We start from the raw sequence: 20664 nt of genomic DNA on the forward strand, positions 1-20664 counted from the left end.
AAATATGAGAACAGAACGTATCGCCCTGCTGCTTGCCGGGGCCGCCATGCTGGCGGCGGGGCTGCTGCAGACGGCCCGGGCAGCGCAGACCGGCGACAGCATGAGCGTGAACTTCGGGGGAGAATTTATCCTCGCCACCCCCTGCACCGTTAATAACGACCAGGTCATTGACGTGGCGTTCGGCCAGGTGGGGGTGAACAAGGTCAACGGCACCAACTACCGGCAGACCATTCCCTATACCGTGGACTGCCAGGGGGCCGCTGACAGCTCGCCGCTGAGCCTGACGATGAGCGGCACGGCGGCGGGCTACGACGACGCGGCGGTCACTACCAGCGCGGACGGGCTCGCTATCCGGATAGAGGCTAACGGCCAGCCGCTGGCGCTGAACACGCCGCTGGAGACTACGCTGGGGGCGCTGCCGTCGCTGAAGCTCACGGCGGTGCCGGTGCAGGACCCGGTCAAAACCCTGGCCGAAGGGGAGTTCAGCGCCACGGCGACCCTGACGGCGAGTTATCAGTAATATCTAATACCTTTATAAAAATGGCGTTGGCGAAATATGGACAGGCCTATTTTGCTTACGACAGGAATATAATACGTAGGTCAGAAATCTATATCTTCCGTAAAAAACAGGAAGCAGGGATCTGATAGTGAGAGAATATATGTGTAAATATCTGGTTTCATTAATAATAGCGCTGTCGGTTCTCATGGCTGTGCCGCTTGTTCAGGCAGGAACAATTAGCGGGGTCCCTGGAATAAGGTCAACAGGAGATGCAGGTGGGATTTATAACGACTGCCCGGATGGGTATGATCATGCTATTATTGGCAAAGATCCTTCGTGGGTTGGAGGCGCATGTACTTTAAGTGTTCCCTCGGGAAATTATGTTCCTGTTTCCGGAAATTACTCCATGAGGATAGAAGTGTTTGGGGTATTTCCAGATCGCTTACATACGGAAAAGGATTTGACGAAAACGAATGCTGTATGGATTGATGCAAGTAAGTCCATTGGCGATCAGAATTTAACCTTTTCCGGCGGTTCGAGAGCCTTTATAAATTCGAATTTACATGATGGGGAGGGGGAATATTGTCTCTATCTTGAAGGCAATGGGGGGATATATTCAATAAATCTACCTGATTCCAGTTGGAATTCATGTCCTTCATATGGTCCTGGTCCTCTACCTCCAACCCCACCACAGCCGGTAATATCCTGTAAGGTCAATAATAGTAATAACCTTGATGTCAATTTAGGCACGCTTGACAGAGCGGTGATTCCTACCGTGCCGGGCTCCGGTCAGCCTCAGTCAGCGCAGTTTCCGGTAACCTGTACTGGCGGAGCGGCAAGCATGAAAATGCAGCTTAACTATACGCCGATTACGGTCAGCGGTTCTCAGGTGGTGAATTCATCCATTAATGGGTTAGGTGTGGCGGTAAGTTATAACGATAAAATACTTTCGCCATCAGATATAACGACCATGCAGTTTCCCGAAGGAAACACGGATGTCACGCTGAAGTTTGAAGCGGTGCGCAATCCGTCGGTAGAAGTGGCTGATATTAAAACCGGGCCGTTTACCGCCAGCGCGGTACTGGTGATGACGCAGCAATAATTTAGGGTCAGGCCGGGCTGAATGTATTAATTTCCTCTTTCCGGCTTTATCAATTACATTTCCGGCTGTAAGGATCCAATTCAGCGTCTTAAACCAGCCTGTTATAGGCTGGTTTTTTATTTCCGGATTAATATCAGCCAGAGTGTTAAAGGTTGTCATAACTCTTTATTTCTGCCCGGTCTTATACCGGCGTCCCTTTTCTCTATTGTGAATACAAATGAAAACCCTGCTGTTATTATTACTCTGCCTGATGCTGTTTTATATTCCCGACTCCGGCGGGTCCGGCGTGGCTTTGCCTTTTAACCTCACGTTTCTCTGCTGGCTGGGGCTGGTGGTGATGGTGCTGGCGTGGCGGCATAACAAAGGCGGAGCGGAGCGTCAGCCGCTGCTGCTGGCGGGCGGGCTGCTGCTCCTGCTGCCGTGGCTTTTGCAGGCGCGCGGCAACCCCGGCGTGTGGGTGCTGCTGGCAGCACTCCTGCTGTGGCAGGCGCTGTTGCGCCTGCCGTTCACGCCACGCCACCGGCGCGCGGCGCTGCTGGCCGTGTTTGTGCTGGCGCTGGGGCAGGCGCTTATCGCCCTGCTGCAGGCGTTCTGCCCGCACCTCGCCGCCCGGCTGTATGAGTTCGACTGGCTGCGCAACCAGGGCCGCCCCTACGGCATCTTCCAGCAGGTGAACCTGCTGGCGAGCTTTCTCGCCACCGGCGCCGGCTGCGGTTTCTTGTTACTGTTGACGGCGCGTCGTGCTGCGCGCATCGGGCTAATTACCGTGGGCCTCGGCGTCCTCACGTTTGTACTGGCGCTCAACCAGTCACGCGCTGGCGCTATCGGCGCGGTTGTCGTTATTGCCGTACTCTGCGCCGTTGCCGGGCGGGGAAAAGCCTCTCGTGCAGGCGCGGCGCTGGTCATCATAGCGCTCTGCGCCTGCGCGGGTGTTTATATCACGCAGCATGTCACGGTGATGGTCAACGGCGAGCCGTATCTGATGGCCCGCGACTATGCCGGCTCCACCCGCGAGCGCTGGCATATTCTGGTGATTACCTGGCAAATGATCATGGAAAAACCGTGGCTCGGCTGGGGCTACGGCACCTTTGAATATGCCTTCAGCCGCTGGGCGCTGGCGCATCCCGGGTTGGGCTACCGCTATTCTATGCCAATCACCCATCCGCATAACGAGCTGCTCTTTATGTGGTTCCAGGGCGGCGTGGTGGCGCTCGCCGGTATGCTGTTGCTGGTGGCGGGCTGGCTATTGATGCTGAAAAACGCCTGGCGGCGCGGGCGTGAAGCCACGGCATTTGCGCTGCTGGTAGTACCGCTGCTGGTGCATCTGAATCTTGAGTACCCGTTTTATCAGTCCTTTGTGCATTTTGGGCTGTTTATCCTGCTGCTGCGCCTCGGCGCGGTGGAGTCGTCACTACGAGCACCGGCGCCTGTCAGTCTGTGGTGGCGCGTCCTGTGCGGCGCTCTGGCGCTCACTCTTATCGCCTTCAGCGCGACCGGGCTTTATGCGAATCACCAGCTCACGCGCCTTGAGCGCAGCGGCCTGGCAGGCTTTCCTGCGCCTGCGCCCTGGTATTTCGCCACGCAGTTTGAACGCGCGAAATTCGACGCGATGGTGGCGCTCTTAATCGACTACAACCGCACCCATAACGAGGCGAATCTGGACGAATTTATGGCGCAGGCGCAGCGCTGGTCGCAGCGCCATAACGATAAAAATCTCTGGCAAAGTCAGATAATGATTGCGCAGCATCGCGGCGATATGGCCGCTGCGGCCCGCCTGCGCGCGCAGTATGAGCGCCTGTTTCCTGCTGCGCAAATAAGCAATGTGCCGTAAATCTGCGCTGTCATAAAACTGCCATAAATGTTTTAGCGTGGCTAATTAACAACTTAACCACTGCTACTCTCTCTGCTCGCTTACGCCCCATAAAGCCTGCATTTTGCAGGCCGATAGATCTGACGCGTCCCTTTCAGGCGCGCTTACACCATGGGAAAGACAGAGTATGAAATTAAACCACCTGACTATCGGGCAACGGCTCGGTCTGCTGGCGGCGTTACTGCTTGTCGCGGTGCTGTTTATCGGCATTCGCGGCCTGACTATCAACGCCGACGGGCTTGAGCAAAATAACCAGATTATGGCCACGGAAAAGGTGATAGCGGAGAGCATCGACACCGCGCGTAATGCGCAGGTGCAGTTCAAAATTCAGGTTCAGGAGTGGAAAAACACCCTGCTGCGCGGCACTAACGGGCAGGCGGCGTTTGATAAATATAAAGCTGCGTTTATTGCTCAGAGCGATAAAACCCAGGCGCTGTTAAACCGTCTGACGACGCTACTGCCGCAACTGGGGCTGAACGCCGATGAAGTACGCCAGACCATCACGCTGCACGACGAGCTGGAAAAAAGCTATCTGGCGGCGATTGCGCAGTATGACATCGCCGATGTGACGAGCGCCCAGCGCGTCGATAAGCAGGTCAGCGGCATTGATCGCGAGCCGACCCGGATGATTGACGAGGTGGTCGCCAAAACGCTGAAACAGGCGGAGTTCCTGACCCGGCAGACCGAAGCGCGCAATCTTGAGCAGTATCAGCAGACCCGCACCATGCTGCTTATCACGATGGCGCTGACGCTTATCGCCAGCATCATCATCACGTTCTGGCTGGTGCGCAGCATTACGCGCCCGCTCGCGCAGGCGGTCACTATCGCGCGCAACGTCGCCGCAGGCGATCTGCAAACGCCGATCACCGTCAGCGGGCGTGATGAAACCGCCGAACTGATGGGCGCGCTCCAGGAGATGAATGCGAACCTGACCCGCATCGTTTCCGGCGTGCGCAGCGGTACGGAGACCATCGCTACCGCGTCGGCGCAAATCGCCACCGGCAGCCGCGAGCTTTCAGCACGTAATGAGGCGCAGGCGAGCGCGCTGGAAGAGACCGCGGCGTCGATGGAAGAGCTGACGTCGGTTGTGAAAAACAACGCCGAAAACTCGCGTTTTGCGAGCAACATCGCGCGTGACGCCTGCCAGGTGGCCGGGCAGGGCGGCGAAGTGGTTGAGCGCGTGGTGCAAACCATGAGCGAAATCCACCAGTTCTCCACTGAAATCAGCAACATTATCAGCGTCATTGACGGTATCGCCTTCCAGACCAATATTCTGGCGCTCAACGCGGCGGTAGAAGCGGCGCGCGCAGGCGCGGAAGGGCGCGGCTTTGCGGTCGTGGCGGCGGAAGTGCGCGCGCTGGCGCAGCGTTCCGGCTCGGCGGCGCAGGATATCCGTAACCTCATTGACCGTTCGGTCAGCCGTATTGATGAAGGCAACAGTCTGGTGAAAGGCGCGGGCAGCGCGATGGAAGAGATCCTGAAAAGCGTGCAGCGCGTGAGCGAGCTGGTCGAGACCATTTCGATGGCGAACCGCGAGCAGAGCACCGGCATCGATCAGGTGAATATCGCGGTCACCCAGATGGACGCTGCGACGCAGCAGAACGCCGCGTTGTCGCAGGAATCCGCCGCGGCGGCGCAGTCGATGCAGTATCAGGCCGAGAAGCTGCTCGACTCCGTCAGCGTTTTCCGTCTGGCCGCGCGTCAGGATGAAGCGCTGGCGTAACGCCCATAAAAAAACACCGCCCGGAGGCGGTGTTTTCTTCGCGGCGAATTACTTCTTCGCGCGTTCGAAAGAGGCGCGGATCTCTTCTTTAGCGGCTTCGGCGTTATCCCAGCCTTCCACTTTAACCCACTTGCCTTTTTCCAGATCTTTGTAGTGCTCGAAGAAGTGAGCGATCTGCGCTTTCAGCAGTTCCGGCAGGTCATTCACGTCTTTGATGTGATCGTACTCTTTAGAGAGTTTGGTGTGCGGTACCGCAACCAGCTTGGCATCTTCGCCTGCTTCGTCAGTCATTTTCAGCACGCCGACCGGACGGCAGCGGATCACAGAGCCCGGCTGCAGCGGGTACGGCGTCGGGACCAGTACGTCAACCGGGTCGCCATCCAGAGACAGGGTGTGGTTGATGTAGCCGTAGTTGCACGGATAGAACATCGCGGTGGACATGAAACGGTCAACAAACAGCGCGCCGCTCTCTTTATCCACTTCGTATTTGATCGGGTCCGCGTTAGCCGGAATTTCGATAATAACGTAGATGTCTTCCGGCAGATCTTTGCCCGCAGGTACGTTCAGTAAGCTCATGTCTGTTTCCTTAAAAATGTATGGCAAACAAGTGCCCGGTATTATAGCCAACTGCAATGGAAAGTCGTGGACTCTTTTCTTTCGCCCGCGCGCCTGGTGGTGCTTTCAGCGTTTTCCCATGACAAATTAATCCATAAAGCCAGCTGCATCCTCAATAAATTACTGAAACCGTTTACAAAGCGTCGTTAACGGGCATTTTTACGCTAAAAATTTTTGCCCGATGCCGCCCTGCCGCCCGCCGCGCTGTCTCCCGGCTGGCGTGAAATCAAGGTCATCCTGTTTTTTAACTTTTTCGTTACTTTTTTGAATTGTGATGTAACGCATTCAGTTACATCCACGCTTGTCTATAGTTTCGCCACAGGTGGACCTTACCCAACAATAACCCGACGAGGATACCTTTATGTGGAAGCGCTTACTTATTGTCACAGCAGTTTCGGCAGCCATGTCGTCTATGGCGCTGGCGGCCCCGTTAACCGTGGGATTTTCTCAGGTCGGCTCTGAATCAGGCTGGCGCGCGGCGGAAACCAGCGTTGCGAAAAGCGAGGCGCAGAAGCGCGGTATTACGCTCAAAGTCGCCGATGGCCAGCAAAAGCAGGAGAACCAGATCAAAGCGGTGCGTTCGTTTATCGCCCAGGGCGTGGATGCGATCTTTATCGCGCCGGTAGTCGCGACAGGCTGGGAGCCGGTGCTGAAAGAGGCAAAAGACGCGGAGATCCCGGTTATCCTGCTGGACCGCTCCATTGATGTGAAAGACAAGTCGCTCTACATGACCACCGTCACCGCCGACAACGTGCTGGAAGGCAAGCTTATCGGCGAGTGGCTGGTGAAAACCGTCGCGGGCAAACCGTGTAACGTCGTGGAGTTGCAGGGCACCGTCGGTGCGAGCGTGGCTATCGATCGTAAGAAAGGCTTCGCCGAGGCGATTTCGAAAGCGTCCAACATCAAGATTATCCGTTCGCAATCCGGCGACTTTACCCGCTCCAAAGGGAAAGAAGTCATGGAGAGCTTTATCAAAGCCGAGAACAACGGCAAAAACATCTGCATGGTTTACGCCCATAACGACGACATGGCGATCGGCGCCATTCAGGCCATCAAAGAGGCCGGGCTGAAGCCGGGCAAAGATATCCTCACGGGCTCTATCGACGGCGTGCCGGATATTTTCAAAGCGATGGTAGACGGCGAGGCGAACGCGAGCGTGGAGCTGACCCCGAATATGGCCGGCCCGGCGTTCGACGCGCTGGAGAAATTCAAGAAAGACGGCACGCAGCCGGAGAAGCTGACCATCACCCAGTCGGTGCTCTATCTGCCGGATACCGCCAAAGAGATGTTAGAGAAGAAGAAAACGATGGGGTATTAAGCCGCCGCGCGTGACCGGCTTCTGGCGAGGGGGCCGTGAGGGCACTGACCCTCACCCCGGCCCTCTCCCTGGAAGGGAAAGTGGGCGATTAAGCGCACCCGCCGCAACGACCAGCGCGCCCGCTATAACGGCCGGCGCACTCACGGCATCGCACGACACCCGGCCCGGGGCCACAGGAGAGTCCGACAATGCATAACGATAATCACCAGGAAATCCTGCGAACGGAAGGCTTAAGCAAAACGTTTCCTGGCGTAAAGGCGCTCGACCATGTCGATTTCAGCCTGCGGCGCGGGGAAATTATGGCGCTGCTGGGGGAAAACGGCGCCGGCAAATCGACGCTGATTAAAGCGCTCACCGGCGTCTACCAGCCTGACGGCGGCACGATTTATCTCGGCGGCGAGGCGGTGCGGCCGCGCAACACCGCGCACGCGCAGCAGCTCGGCATCGGCACCGTTTACCAGGAGGTTAACCTGCTGCCTAATATGTCGGTGGCCGATAACCTCTTTATCGGTCGCGAGCCGCGCCGCTTTGGCCTGCTGCGTCGCAGGGAGATGGAAAAGCGCGCCACGGCGCTGCTCGAATCTTATGGTTTTCATCTTGACGTGCGCGAACCGCTCAACCGCTTTTCGGTCGCGATGCAGCAGATCGTCGCTATCTGTCGCGCGATCGATCTCTCGGCGCGCGTATTGATCCTCGATGAACCCACCGCGAGCCTCGATGCCAAAGAGGTCGAAATGCTCTTTACCCTGATGCGCCAGTTGCGCGCGCAGGGCGTCAGCCTGGTGTTCGTCACCCACTTTCTCGATCAGGTTTATGAAGTCACCGATCGCATCACGGTGCTGCGCAACGGAAAATTTGTCGGCACGCGGGAGACCGCCGAGCTGCCGCAAATCGAGCTGGTGAAAATGATGCTTGGACGTGAGCTGGAAAGTAACGCTCTCCAGCGCGCCGGTCGCACGCTGCTTAGCGAAAAACCGGTCGCCGCGTTCCGGGATTACGGTAAAAAAGGCGTCATCGCGCCGTTTTCGCTGGAGGTTCGTCCCGGTGAGATCGTGGGCCTGGCGGGACTGCTCGGTTCCGGGCGCACCGAAACCGCCGAAGTGATCTTCGGCATTCACCCGGCGGACAGCGGCACCGCTACCATCAAAGGTAAACCGCAGACGCTGCGCTCGCCGCAGCAGGCGTCGCGGCTTGGCATCGGTTTCTGCCCGGAGGATCGTAAAACGGATGGGATCATCGGCGCCGCCTCGGTGCGTGAAAACATCATTCTGGCGCTTCAGGCCCAGCGCGGCTGGCTGCGCCCGATCCCACGGCGCGAACAGGATGAGATCGCCGCGCGGTTTATTCGCCAGCTCGGCATTCGTACTCCAGGGCCGGAACAGCCCATCGAATTGCTCTCCGGCGGCAACCAGCAGAAGGTTCTGCTGTCGCGCTGGCTGCTGACAAAACCGCAATTTCTCATCCTTGATGAGCCGACGCGCGGCATTGACGTTGGCGCGCACGCAGAGATTATCCGGCTTATCGAAACGCTCTGCGCCGACGGGCTGGCGCTGCTGGTTATCTCGTCGGAACTCGAAGAACTGGTGGGCTACGCCGACCGGGTGATTATTCTGCGCGACCGCCAGCAGGTGGCGGAGATCCCGCTCGGGGAGCTCTCGGTTGGCGCCATTATGAATGCCATTGCGGCATAAGGAGCAACGCGTGATGTCTCGTTCATTACCGGAAACGGGAGCGCCGAAGCGCCGCTGGCGGTGGCCGCCCGGCATGCCGCAACTCGCGGCGCTGCTGCTGGTGCTGCTGGTTGATGGCCTGGTGGCCGATCACTTCTTCCAGATAGTTTTACAGGACGGGCGACTTTTCGGCAGCCCGATAGATATTCTCAACCGCGCCGCCCCCGTGGCGCTGCTCGCTATCGGCATGACGCTGGTGATAGCCACCGGCGGCATCGATCTTTCCGTCGGCGCCGTCATGGCGATAGCGGGCGCGACCGCCGCGACGCTCACGGTGCAAGGGCACAGCCTCGCGGTGGTTATCCTGGCCGCGCTCGGCGTCGGCGTGCTGGCGGGGCTGTGGAACGGCATTCTGGTCGCCGTACTGAAAATCCAGCCGTTTGTGGCGACGCTGATCCTGATGGTCGCGGGGCGCGGCGTGGCGCAGCTCATTACCTCCGGGCAGATCGTCACCTTTGATTCGCCGTCGCTCGCCTGGCTTGGCAGCGGCTCGCTGCTGCTCTTCCCCACGCCGGTCATCATCGCGCTGGTGACGCTGCTGGCGTTCTGGCTCTTCACTCGCAAAACCGCGCTCGGCATGTTTATTGAAGCGGTAGGGATTAACATTCGCGCCGCGAAAAACGCGGGCGTCAGTACCCGGCTTATCGTCATGCTCACCTATATGCTGAGCGGGCTGTGCGCGGCTATCGCCGGGATTATCGTCACGGCGGATATTCGCGGCGCGGACGCCAACAATGCCGGGCTGTGGCTTGAGCTTGACGCCATTCTGGCGGTGGTGATTGGCGGCGCGTCGCTGATGGGCGGGCGCTTTAATCTGGCGCTGTCGGTCGTCGGCGCGCTGATTATTCAGGGGATGAATACAGGGATTCTGCTATCCGGCTTCCCGCCAGAGCTGAACCAGGTGGTGAAAGCCGTCGTGGTGCTCTGCGTGCTGATTGTCCAGTCGCCGCGGTTTATTGGTCTGATTAAAGGAGTCCGCCGCCATGATAAAACGTAACCTGCCGCTCACTATCACGCTGGCGGTGTTTGTGCTCGGCTACCTCTACTGCCTGACGCAGTTTCCGGGGTTCGCCTCGACGCGCGTGATCTGCAATATCCTGACTGATAACGCCTTTCTCGGGATCATCGCGGTCGGCATGACGTTTGTGATCCTCTCCGGCGGTATCGATCTGTCGGTCGGCTCGGTGATCGCGTTTACCGGGGTGTTTCTCGCCAAGGCGATCGGCTTCTGGGGCATGTCGCCACTGGTGGCGTTTCCGCTGATCCTGATGATGGGTTGCGCGTTCGGCGCGCTGATGGGCTGGCTTATCGACGCGCTCAAAATTCCGGCGTTCATCATCACGCTCGCAGGCATGTTCTTTCTGCGCGGCGTCAGTTATCTGGTTTCTGAAGAATCTCTCCCGATTAACCACCCGATCTACGACACGCTCTCAAGTCTCGCCTGGAAAATACCGGGCGGCGGACGGCTCAGCGCGATGGGGCTGTTGATGCTCGGCGTGGTGATTATCGGGATTTTCCTCGCGCACCGCACCCGCTTCGGCAACCAGGTTTATGCCATCGGCGGCAGCGCCACTTCCGCGAATCTGATGGGGATCTCGACCCGCAGCGTCACGGTGCGTATCTATATGCTCTCAACCGGCCTTGCCACGCTCGCGGGCATTGTCTTCTCCGTTTACACCTCGGCGGGTTATGCGCTGGCGGGCGTGGGCGTTGAACTCGACGCCATCGCCTCGGTAGTGATTGGCGGCACGCTGCTCTCAGGCGGCGTCGGCACGGTGCTCGGCACGCTGTTCGGCGTGGCAATCCAGGGGCTTATCCAGACCTATATTAATTTCGACGGCACATTAAGCTCCTGGTGGACCAAAATCGCCATCGGCCTGCTGCTGTTTATTTTTATCGCGTTGCAACGCGGGCTGACGGTACTGTGGGAACGCCGACAGAGCGCTGAAGTGACGCGTGTGACGCCGCACTAACTTTTTAGATATAAGATCTTGATCTGACTGAACTGTCTAAACTTTCCCCGGTCATTGCCGATAGTTTTTTATTCAATGGAATAAGCTATCGCGATTACCGGGACCCCACCATGTTGAGAAATCTCTCTATCCGTACTGGGCTGCTGACGCTGTTGGCGGTCATGGCTTTTCTGCTTCTGCTCGTGAGCGCCATGGGCATTTATTCACTCACACAAAGTTCTGCGTCCTTACAGCGCATTAACGCGTTGCAGGGCGAAAAAATGATGCGTCTGAACGAAGGCTATACGCTGCTGTTGCGCGCGCGTAACGAGGCGGGGCAGGCGGTGCGCCTGATGGAAATCGGCATGGTGGATGACGCGGCGACGTCGATTAAAACGATCGCGGGCGAGCTGGTCAGCGGCCAGCAACTGCTGAAAACGGTACTCACCAGCGATGTTGACGACGAACAGGGCGCGCTGTTGCTGAGCAAACTCAACCAGAGCTTCAACGCGCTGAACGGCCAGGGTCTCGCACCGATGATGGCCGCGCTCAACAAGCAGAGCCCGGACGATTATTACGATCTGCTCGGCAATGGGCTTATCCCGCTCACCCGCGCGTTTGATAACGATGTACACGCGTTCCAGCGCTGGGGCGAGGCGCGCGGCAGCCGGGAAGTGGAGCGCGTACTGGCGCAAAAACAGGTGATGCTGGCGCTGATAGGGCTGGTGGCGCTGCTTACCGCCGCGATGATGACGCTGGTCTGGCTGGCGCTGCGCCATCTGCTGTTAAAGCCGCTGGCACAGTCTGTAGAACAGCTGGAACACGTGGCGGCGGGCGATTTAACCCGCGCGCTGACCGCCACCAGCAATAACGAGCTGGGGCGTCTGGTCAGCGCTATCGAAACCATGCGTTTGTCACTCGCCGGGTCGGTAATGCGCGTGCGCGACGCCAGCGCGCAGATAGACACCGGCAGCCGCGAGCTGGCGGCGGGCAACGTCGATCTGGCCCAGCGCACCGAATCCACCGCCACGTCGCTTGAGCAGACGGCGGCGAGTATGGAGCAGATCACCGCGACGGTGAAACAGAACGCCGATAACGCCGGGATGGCGCACCAGCTGGCGAAAGCGGTCTCTGAGACTGCCGATCGCGGCAGCGAGATGGTGTGTTATGTCATTGAGAAAATGCGTGATATTTCCGGCAGTTCAAACCGTATCGGCGACATCCTGAGCGTAATTGACGCCATCGCCTTCCAGACCAATATCCTGGCGCTGAACGCGGCGGTGGAAGCCGCGCGCGCGGGCGAGCAGGGGCGCGGCTTTGCGGTGGTGGCCGGCGAAGTGCGCACGCTCGCCAGCCGCAGCGCCGAGGCGGCTAAAGAAATTCGCACGCTGATCAGTAATTCGCAAAGCCAGGTAGGCGAGGGCAGCGAGCTGGCCCAGCAGGCCGGGGAGACAATGGATGAGATAGCCGAAGAAGTGTTGCGAATGACGAAGCTGGTGCGCGAGATAGCCGATGCGTCGCTGGAGCAGAGTCGCGGCATTGAGCAAGTGAATATCGCGGTGAGCCAGATGGACGAAACCGCCCAGCAGAACGCGGCGCTGGTGCAGCAATCTTCCGCTGCGACCCGCTCGCTGGAAGAGCAGGCGCAGCAACTGGTGGAAGCGATGGCCTCTTTCCGGTTGCAGACGGTACAGTAATATTGCGGCGTTTGCGGCGAAGCAGGCGGCGGGGCGGGGCGGTCAATAATGTGGTCGGTGCGCTGCGCTGACCCGCCTTACGAAAAAGGGCAGATAAAGGGGTGTGGAGCACGTACGCAAAGCGCACCCGCCGTTCATGCCGCCTCCCGCGGCTCTCCATCAACAACAAAGGCAGCCGTGGCTGCCTTTTTTTGTTACCGCTCAACGCGCGCTTACGCGTCCGGGAATTCGCGGATAAACCGCTCGACGTCATTCACCATCTGTTCGGTGCCGACGAAGAACGGACGGCGCTGGTGCAGGCTGTCCGGCTTGATGTCCAGAATACGCTGTTTGCCGTCGCTCGCTTTACCGCCCGCCTGTTCGGCCAGGAACGCCATCGGGTTGCATTCATACAGCAGGCGCAGCTTGCCTTCCGGGTGGCTCGCGGTGCTCGGGTAGAGGTAAATACCCCCTTTCAGCAGGTTACGGTGAAAATCCGCCACCAGCGAACCGATATAGCGCGAGGTATACGGGCGCTGAGTCGCTTTGTCCTCTTCCTGGCAATATTTAATGTACTTCTTCACGCCCATCGGGAATTTAATGTAGTTCCCTTCGTTAATGGAGTACGTATTGCCGCTGGCCGGGAAGCGCATACGTTCCTGACACAGGCAGAACACGCCGAGCGACGGATCGTAGGTAAACGCGTGCACGCCGCATCCGGTGGTGTAGACCAGCATTGTGGAGGAGCCGTAGACCACGTAGCCTGCGGCGACCTGCTGGCTGCCAGGCTGCAGGAAATCTTCCATCGTTACCGGCGTGCCGACCGGCGTCACGCGACGGTAAATAGAGAAAATGGTGCCGACAGAAACGTTAACGTCAATGTTGGAAGAGCCGTCCAGCGGGTCCATCAGTACGACGTACTTCGCATGTTCGCAGCCTTCGAAAACCACGATTTCGTCCTCTTCTTCGGAGGCGATGCCCGCCACGATATCGCGTGCCTTAAGCGCGGCTTTCAGCTTTTCATTGGCGAACAGATCGAGTTTTTGCTGCGTCTCGCCCTGCACGTTTTCGACGCCGCTGGCACCCAGGATATCGACCAGACCGGCCTTGTTGATATCGCGGTGGATGATCTTCGCGCCAAGCTTTATTGCCGACAGCAGCGCCGTCAGTTCCCCGGTGGCGTGAGAAAATTCGTGCTGCTTTTCAACAATAAATTCACCTAACGTTTTCATAACACTTTCCCTGCATCCTGAAGTTGAGTAAAGCGATCGCAACAATCTTAACAAAGATTCAAATTGTAGCGCACAGGTGAATCGCGCCAGCAAAATGCGGATTATCCTGAAATGCATTTATTCGCCCCGCTGCATACAGGTAGAATGTCCCCCAGTTTTAATAAGGACTGTACCTATGCGTATTCATATACTGGGAATTTGCGGCACATTTATGGGCGGCGTGGCGATGCTGGCGCGCTCGCTGGGTCATGAAGTGACGGGCTCGGACGCCAACGTCTATCCGCCGATGAGCACCCTGCTGGAAAAGCAAGGGATCGACCTGATTCAGGGCTATGACGCCTCGCAACTGGAGCCGCGCCCGGATCTGGTCGTGATTGGCAACGCCATGACCCGCGGCAACCCGTGCGTCGAGGCGGTGCTGGAGCAGGGCATTCCTTATATGTCCGGCCCGCAATGGCTGCACGATTTCGTCCTGCGAGACCGCTGGGTTGTGGCGGTGGCGGGCACCCACGGGAAAACCACGACGGCAGGCATGGCGACCTGGATTCTGGAAGCCTGCGGCTACAAGCCTGGCTTCGTTATCGGCGGCGTGCCGGGCAATTTCGACGTCTCCGCGCGCCTCGGCGACAGTCCGTTTTTTGTTATCGAAGCGGATGAATATGACTGCGCGTTCTTTGATAAACGCTCCAAGTTTGTTCACTACGCGCCGCGCACGCTGGTGCTGAACAACCTTGAATTCGACCATGCTGATATCTTTGACGATCTTAAAGCTATCCAGAAGCAGTTCCACCATCTGGTGCGCATCGTGCCGGGGCAGGGAAAAATCATCTGGCCGGAAAACGACGTCAACCTTAAACAGGTGATGGCGATGGGCTGCTGGAGCGAGCAGGAGCAGCTCGGCGAGCAGGGCCGCTGGCAGGCGAAAAAACTCACCAACGATGCCTCGAAATGGGAAGTGTGGCTGGACGGCGAATGCGTGGGCCAGGTGGAATGGCAACTGGTGGGCGAGCACAACATGCAAAACGGCCTGGCCGCCATCGCCGCGGCGCGCCATGTGGGCGTGACGCCGGCTGACGCCGCCCAGGCGCTCGGCGCGTTTGTCAACGCGCGTCGTCGCCTTGAGCTGCGCGGCGAGGCCAACGGCGTCACCGTGTATGACGATTTTGCGCACCACCCGACGGCGATTCTCGCGACGCTTGCTGCGCTCCGCGGCAAAGTGGGCGGCACCGCGCGCATCATCGCTGTGCTGGAGCCGCGCTCCAACACCATGAAAATGGGCGTCTGCAAAGACGATCTCGCGCCGTCGCTCGGTCGCGCCGATGAAGTGTTCCTGTTCCAGCCGCACCACATTCCGTGGCAGGTGGCGGAGGTGGCGGACGCCTGCATTCAGCCCGCCCACTGGAGCGCTGACATCGACACGCTGGTAGAGATGATTGTTAAAACCGCGCAGCCGGGCGATCACATTCTGGTGATGAGCAATGGCGGGTTCGGCGGCATTCATCAGAAGCTGCTGGACGCGCTGTCGAAAAAAGCTGAACAGGCGCAGACGCACTGAGCCGTTTTCGCTGATAAAAAAGCCTCCGCATGCGGAGGCTTTTTTACAGGCAACGATCACTCTTTGGCGATCGGCGTCTCTTCCTGGATGGTCTTTTTATCTCCCTGAATGTCGGCCACGCGTTTTTCCACTTCCGACACCTGCTGCGCGTTATGCAGCAGCGTATAGGTCAGCTCAAAGCGCGTGCTCTCGCCAGGGGCAAGCTGTTTCACGCGTTTCTGCTCGCGCTCAATCGTCACCGGGTAGGCGTAGCTGGTGCCGGGCTCAATGCCTGTGACATAGCCCTGTTTCAGCGTGTCGGTGTTTTTCCACAGCGTCAGCACCGGCAGCTGTTTCAGGTTAAAGCTCATCGCCGCCCCTTTATCGCCCGCTTTGTTCACCACGGCGGCGACGGTCTGCTGGCTGGCGTCGCCGAGCGGCGTCAGGTTAAACACCATTTCGTCAAAGCCTTTGGTCGGCCCGCTATAGGTGTTCCAGCCGTTCAGGCCGCCTTTGGCGTAGCCATTAAACGGGCTGACTTTTTCCACCGGGGCGATAAAGCGCGAGCCCTCTTCCAGAATCGGCTGGCCGAAGTTGCTGTGATAGATTATCTGGTAGTCGTGCGGGTAATCCGCGTGGTTAGTCAGCACATCGTTCAGGCTGAAGCTGTTGCTGCCCGGCACGTAGCGCAGTTCGGTCAGCGTCTGCAAATCGGCTTTCTTGAACGTGCTCTCTTTGAGCAGCCCGCGCACTTTGATTTCATACGGCGCTTTCTCGCTCACTTCCACTTCCACACGCGAGGCGGGCGTGTTGCCCGCTTTGCCGTGCAGCGTGTACAGCTGACCGTCAGCAGTGGTCGGATGGCCGGTCCATTCATAGCCGCAGCGCACCATCATCTCGTTGAAGCCTTCCAGCCAGCCGAGCCCGTTGCGGCTTTCCAGATTAATAAATGCCGGGTTCACCACCTCTTTTACCGGCGAATCCCAGCCCATGCGCACGCCAAACCCGTCGGCGCGCAGCAGGTTCATGCCGCGCGTCGGGCTTAAGACAATAGTCAGACCGTCTTTGCTGGTAATAGTGATGATTTTGCTGCCTTCCTGTTTGCCGCCGTGCAGCACTTTCTGCTCGATGCTGAACGGCGCGGCCTGTAACTTCAGCTTTTGACTGCTGATTTGCCAGTTTCCTTTCTCGACGCCCTGTTCAGCATCAGTCAGCACCCAGGTTTGCGCGCTCGCCTGGGCGCAAATCAGCAGGGCAAGCGGGGTAAGCCATACGATTTTGTTCATCTTTTCGTCCTTTTAGCTGAATCGATTTTTGTTTTGCTCATGCAGCCTGGCGTATCGGTTGAAAAGAAAACGTGATCGTTTTCAACTGTCCAAAAAAAGCCGTTTTTTACACTGTTAACTGTGAGTGGTGTGGCGTTTACTGTGAAAATGTATTGAATTGCGTGTTTGAAAATGTGAAGGGGTGCATTTTTAGCTTTAACGATTCAGCTAATGCGTGTCGATAAAATGACGGTGTGTAAAATCGCCGCTGACGCTGCGGTAAAGCATCAATAAAAGAAATGGAAAACAGAAAAACAGCTCAGGCAGTGCCTGAGCCGCGGGGAATTACTGCTCGCCTTCCGCCAGTTCGCGCAGATACTGGAAGATCAGACGTGAGGATTTCGGCGGTTTATTGCCTTCTTTCTCTTTTTTGGCGTTGCGGATGAGCGAACGCAGCTGCTGGCGATCCGCCTGCGGCCACAGGTTCAGCACATCCGGCACCGCGTCGTCGCCTTCTTCAATCAGACGATCGCGCAATTGCTCCAGCTTATGAAACAGCGCCACCTGTTGATTGTGACGGTTTTTCAGCTTATCCAGCGCCTGACGGATCGGCTCGTCGTCACGCTGACGCAACATTTTGCCGATAAGCTGCATCTGGCGGCGGCGGCCTTCTTTCTTAATACGCTGCGCCAGTTCAATGGCCGCGCGCAGATCGTCATCCAGCGGAATTTTATCCAGCGCGTTTTTACCGAGATCGACCAGTTCAGCGCCAAGGCGCTTCAGCTCTTCGGCGTCGCGTTTAATTTCACTTTTGCTGACCCAGATAATCTCATCATCATCGTCGTCGTTTTCGTTATCGGGCACTTCATCGAGCCAGTCATCGGGCTGCTTTGTCATCTCAGGCTCCTCAAAAAAAGAGGCTAATACTACCAGTTAAGGCGCGCACTGCGAAATGGTTCTCTGTTAGACTCACAAAATGTGGCTTTGAAGTTTCACCTTACATTATGGCACTCGCGATGAAAGTAATCACACAAGTTGAAGCGCAGCGCAAAGCGCTGGAACAGGCGGTTTCTCAGGCGCTGGAGCTGGCGTCCGGCAAGTCGGACGGCGCGGAAGTGGCGGTCAGCAAAACGACCGGCATCAGCGTCAGCACCCGCTACGGTGAGGTGGAGAATGTGGAGTTCAACAGCGACGGCGCGCTTGGCATCACGGTTTATCATCAGAACCGTAAAGGCAGCGCCTCGTCGACCGATTTAAGCCCGGACGCTATCGCCCGCACCGTACAGGCGGCGCTGGATATCGCCCGTTATACCTCGCCGGACCCGTGCGCGGGCGTGGCGGAAAAAGATCTGCTGGCCTTTGACGCGCCGGATCTCGACCTCTTCCACCCGGCCGAAATCGAGCCGGAACAGGCTATCGAATACGCCGCGCGCGCCGAACAGGCGTCCTTAAAGGCGGATAAACGCATCACCAACACCGAAGGCGGCAGCTTTAACAGCCATTACGGCATCAAAGTCTTCGGCAACAGTCATGGCATGCTGCAAAGCTACAGCTCGACGCGCCATTCGCTTTCAAGCTGTGTTATCGCCGAAGAGAACGGCGATATGGAACGCGACTACGCCTATACCATCGGCCGCGCGCTGGAAGACCTGGAATCGCCGGAGTGGGTCGGTGAAGAGTGCGCCCGCCGCACCCTGTCGCGCCTTTCGCCGCGCAAACTGCCGACCATGAAAGCGCCCGTGATTTTTGGCCGCGAAGTGGCGACCGGGCTGTTTGGCCATCTGGTCGGGGCTATCAGCGGCGGCGCGGTCTATCGCAAATCCACGTTCCTGCTCGACGCGCTCGGCAAGCAGATCCTGCCGGACTGGCTCACTATTGAAGAGCATCCGCACCTGCGTAAAGGGCTCGCCTCTACGCCGTTTGACAGCGAAGGCGTGGCGACGTCGCGTCGCGACATCATTAAAGACGGCGTGCTGCAGCAGTGGCTGCTCACTAACTACTCCGCGCGCAAGCTGGGCCTGAAAAGCACCGGGCATGCGGGCGGCATCCATAACTGGCGCATCAAAGGGCGCGGCCTGAGCTTTGAGCAACTGCTGAAAGAGATGGGCACCGGTCTTGTCGTGACCGAACTGATGGGCCAGGGCGTCAGCGGCATCACCGGCGATTATTCGCGCGGCGCGGCGGGCTTCTGGGTGGAGAACGGCGAAATCCAGTATCCGGTGAGCGAAATCACTATCGCCGGCAATCTTAAAGAGATGTGGCGCAATATGGTTACCATTGGTGACGATATTGAAACACGCAGCAATATTCAGTGTGGTTCAGTATTACTGCCGGAGATGAAAATCGCCGGTGAGTAAGGCAAGGGCGCCCGGTGAGGCGCCTTTTTTTCGTCATAACAATAAAAAGGTGAGTCAATGCGTAAGCAAGCGTTAGCGATGTTAGCGGTCTCCTCTCTGTTGTTCACCAGCGCCGCGGCGTGGGCGGATCTGGAAGACAACATGGACACCCTGAATGAAAACCTGAAAGTCGTACAGAAAACCAGCGACGCGGCGGAGATGAAAACCGCGCTGGCGAAAATGCGCGAGGCGGCGCTGGATGCCAAAAAAGAAACCCCGCCGAAGCTCGAAGATAAACCGGCGGACAGCCCGGAAATGAAAGATTTCCGTCACGGTCTCGACACGCTGGTGGGCCAGATTGACGGCGCGCTGAAGCTTGTCGATGAAGGCAAAATCAAAGAGGCGCAGGCCAGCGCCGAAGCATTCAAAACCACCCGCAACACCTACCACAAAAAGTTCCGCTAAGCCCTTTCTGCGCGGCGGTGTTCCGCCGCGCTCCCGACGTCTCAACGGCCATAAGCAACGCTTATTCACTGCTGTTTTTCGCGCGCGACGTCGCAAGCCCGATATTTTCTTTTCCTTTCTCCCGGCGTGGTCGCCAGTGATATTCATCACATTTATTTAGTGGTTTATATCTATTCACGGCTTTTATGTGGAACAGATCACTGCCGCCGTTCTCCTTTCCACTTCGAAGTGGAAAACAACTCGCTACAAACCTTTAACACCCGCCGTTACTGTGACTTCAGCGCAATCAACCAGGTATGCAGAGTGAATAACGGAGCGGTAATGAACAACGCCGGATGTCAACACGCGGAAGAGACCGCGACGCTTGCCGGGCGGATGCTGGATGAAGTTTACGCGCTCCTTGAGCGCCACCAGATAATGCCCAACGCCGTGCAGCGGCAGATGCTCAACTCGCACGTGCGGGCCATGGCGCACCGCTCGGTAACGGGCGAACCGCTGCCGGAGGTCGAGGAGAGTCTTTTTGAGGAGATCTCACCCGACGCGATGGCGCTGGCGCGGGAAGTCGTGGCGCAGTTCGGCAATTTGCCTGACGAAGAGGCCTGGCTTTTGTCGGTGCACTTCGAGGTAGCGAAAGAGAATCTTTAACCTTCAGGAGCGAACCATGGAACAGATTACGGTAGTGATTGGCGATCGTCTGGGCAAAGGCCAGAAGGTAGCGGCGGGGGTGGAAAAAGCGGGCGGGCGCGCCGTTGTGGTGCCTGGCGTGGCGGCAGACATGAAGCTTGGCGACGTGATGAAAACCGAAGGCGCGACGTTCGGCATTTCGTTTTGCGGCAGCGGCGGCGCAGGTGCCATCACCGCCCAGACCAAACATGGCTACAAAGCGAAATATGGCATGCGTTCCGTGGAAGAGGGCGTCACTGCGATTAATGAAGGCTGCAACGTGCTGGGCTTTGGCTTTATGGACAAAGAAGAGCTGGGCGAGCGGCTGGTGGACGCCTGGAAAAAGAAATATGGCGCATAACGCATGAAAGAACAGTTCACCACCACGGTGAGGGTAAAAGGCAAAGGCGAGGCCAAAGCGCGCGCGTTTGCCGATGCCCTGAATCAGGTTCAGGCGGCGGTGATGAAAGCCTCGCCGCATATCTTACTGCGCATTGAGCCACAGGAGGTGCAGGTTGTTCATGCGCGGGAAACGGTGCGCAAAGAAGCGTTTCTGTTTTTCTTTTTGCGCCGGGAAAGACGGGCTTTCAGCGTGGAGCTGGACGTTACCGTCAACGTGACCGCCATCAATCTCGACAAGGTGGATTTCGTCACGCAACACAGCTGATTGTTACTATAAGGGCA

Annotated in this window: 19 protein-coding genes; 15 read left to right on the forward strand and 4 right to left on the reverse strand. The window is 57.9% G+C overall.

The genetic code is table 11. The annotated features are described in order from the left end of the window. The first annotated feature begins 4 nt into the window (after positions 1-4). The 4 genes from BJP61_RS04020 (at position 5) to BJP61_RS04035 (ending at position 5194) form a co-directional block, all read left to right on the forward strand. Positions 5-520: a fimbrial protein gene (locus BJP61_RS04020; RefSeq protein WP_161579574.1), complete on the forward strand. Its 516-nt coding sequence runs from the start codon at positions 5-7 to the stop codon at positions 518-520. 127 nt (positions 521-647) lie between these two features. Then, positions 648-1601: a fimbrial protein gene (locus tag BJP61_RS04025; protein ID WP_171997859.1), complete on the forward strand. Its 954-nt coding sequence runs from the start codon at positions 648-650 to the stop codon at positions 1599-1601. 217 nt (positions 1602-1818) lie between these two features. Further along, positions 1819-3432, forward strand: a complete 1614-nt coding sequence (locus BJP61_RS04030) for an O-antigen ligase family protein (RefSeq protein ID WP_171997860.1) — start codon at positions 1819-1821, stop codon at positions 3430-3432. Positions 3433-3598: 166 nt separating this feature from the next. Further along, positions 3599-5194, forward strand: a complete 1596-nt coding sequence (locus tag BJP61_RS04035) for a methyl-accepting chemotaxis protein (RefSeq protein ID WP_171997861.1) — start codon at positions 3599-3601, stop codon at positions 5192-5194. A gap of 48 nt (positions 5195-5242) precedes the next feature. Here BJP61_RS04035 and ppa read toward each other — a convergent pair whose 3' ends face one another. Beyond that, entirely contained in the window at positions 5243-5770 is a 528-nt protein-coding gene (ppa, locus tag BJP61_RS04040; RefSeq protein WP_038867619.1) for an inorganic diphosphatase, read from the reverse strand. 400 nt (positions 5771-6170) lie between these two features. On the opposite strand from ppa, the gene ytfQ reads away from it, so the two are divergent. The 5 genes from ytfQ to BJP61_RS04065 all read left to right on the forward strand — a co-directional run bounded on the left by ytfQ (position 6171) and on the right by BJP61_RS04065 (position 12506). Then, the gene (gene ytfQ, locus BJP61_RS04045) at positions 6171-7127 is read left to right on the forward strand and encodes a galactofuranose ABC transporter, galactofuranose-binding protein YtfQ (protein ID WP_075192363.1); all 957 of its coding nucleotides are present in this window, start codon (positions 6171-6173) and stop codon (positions 7125-7127) included. Positions 7128-7315: 188 nt separating this feature from the next. Then, positions 7316-8818: a galactofuranose ABC transporter, ATP-binding protein YtfR gene (ytfR, locus tag BJP61_RS04050; protein WP_171997862.1), complete on the forward strand. Its 1503-nt coding sequence runs from the start codon at positions 7316-7318 to the stop codon at positions 8816-8818. 10 nt (positions 8819-8828) lie between these two features. Continuing rightward, positions 8829-9854 (forward strand): galactofuranose ABC transporter, ATP-binding protein YtfT, encoded by a 1026-nt coding sequence (gene ytfT / locus BJP61_RS04055; protein ID WP_108695643.1) that lies wholly within the window; start codon positions 8829-8831, stop codon positions 9852-9854. After that, positions 9841-10830 (forward strand): galactofuranose ABC transporter, permease protein YjfF, encoded by a 990-nt coding sequence (gene yjfF, locus BJP61_RS04060; protein WP_075192366.1) that lies wholly within the window; start codon positions 9841-9843, stop codon positions 10828-10830. Before ytfT ends, yjfF begins: the two co-directional genes overlap by 14 nt. Before the next feature lie 110 nt (positions 10831-10940). Beyond that, the gene (locus tag BJP61_RS04065; protein WP_171997863.1) at positions 10941-12506 is read left to right on the forward strand and encodes a methyl-accepting chemotaxis protein; all 1566 of its coding nucleotides are present in this window, start codon (positions 10941-10943) and stop codon (positions 12504-12506) included. 212 nt (positions 12507-12718) lie between these two features. Here the strand turns inward: BJP61_RS04065 and fbp are convergent, their stop codons facing one another. Then, a complete protein-coding gene (gene fbp, locus BJP61_RS04070; RefSeq protein ID WP_038856242.1) occupies positions 12719-13717 on the reverse strand; it encodes a class 1 fructose-bisphosphatase in 999 nt (332 codons plus the stop codon). Positions 13718-13892: 175 nt separating this feature from the next. Between fbp and mpl the strand changes: the two genes are divergently transcribed. Further along, on the forward strand, positions 13893-15272 hold the full coding sequence (gene mpl, locus BJP61_RS04075; RefSeq protein ID WP_038869940.1) for a UDP-N-acetylmuramate:L-alanyl-gamma-D-glutamyl-meso-diaminopimelate ligase: 1380 nt from the start codon (positions 13893-13895) through the stop codon (positions 15270-15272). Between the two features lie 56 nt (positions 15273-15328). Here the strand turns inward: mpl and BJP61_RS04080 are convergent, their stop codons facing one another. Beyond that, the gene (locus BJP61_RS04080) at positions 15329-16537 is read right to left on the reverse strand and encodes an aldose 1-epimerase family protein (protein ID WP_171997864.1); all 1209 of its coding nucleotides are present in this window, start codon (positions 16535-16537) and stop codon (positions 15329-15331) included. A 324-nt stretch (positions 16538-16861) separates the two neighbouring features. Then, on the reverse strand, positions 16862-17413 hold the full coding sequence (gene yjgA, locus BJP61_RS04085; RefSeq protein WP_075192369.1) for a ribosome biogenesis factor YjgA: 552 nt from the start codon (positions 17411-17413) through the stop codon (positions 16862-16864). A gap of 107 nt (positions 17414-17520) precedes the next feature. On the opposite strand from yjgA, the gene pmbA reads away from it, so the two are divergent. From pmbA to BJP61_RS04110, 5 genes are all read left to right on the forward strand, one after another. Continuing rightward, positions 17521-18873 (forward strand): metalloprotease PmbA, encoded by a 1353-nt coding sequence (pmbA, locus tag BJP61_RS04090; RefSeq protein ID WP_075192370.1) that lies wholly within the window; start codon positions 17521-17523, stop codon positions 18871-18873. Between the two features lie 57 nt (positions 18874-18930). Further along, the gene (cybC, locus tag BJP61_RS04095) at positions 18931-19317 is read left to right on the forward strand and encodes a cytochrome b562 (protein WP_171997865.1); all 387 of its coding nucleotides are present in this window, start codon (positions 18931-18933) and stop codon (positions 19315-19317) included. A gap of 303 nt (positions 19318-19620) precedes the next feature. Continuing rightward, positions 19621-19962, forward strand: coding sequence for a glycine dehydrogenase (locus tag BJP61_RS04100; protein WP_071603785.1), 342 nt, complete (start codon positions 19621-19623; stop codon positions 19960-19962). Positions 19963-19978: 16 nt separating this feature from the next. Further along, positions 19979-20341 carry an SFCGS family glycine-rich protein gene (locus BJP61_RS04105; RefSeq protein WP_038867636.1) on the forward strand — a complete coding sequence of 121 codons (363 nt, stop codon included), beginning with the start codon at positions 19979-19981 and terminating at the stop codon, positions 20339-20341. Between the two features lie 3 nt (positions 20342-20344). Continuing rightward, the gene (locus tag BJP61_RS04110) at positions 20345-20647 is read left to right on the forward strand and encodes a DUF4312 family protein (RefSeq protein ID WP_038867638.1); all 303 of its coding nucleotides are present in this window, start codon (positions 20345-20347) and stop codon (positions 20645-20647) included. Positions 20648-20664 lie beyond the last annotated feature (17 nt).

Source organism: Cronobacter sp. JZ38 (genome assembly GCF_008932145.1).
In the GTDB taxonomy this organism is placed as follows: Bacteria; Pseudomonadota; Gammaproteobacteria; order Enterobacterales; family Enterobacteriaceae; genus Cronobacter; species Cronobacter muytjensii.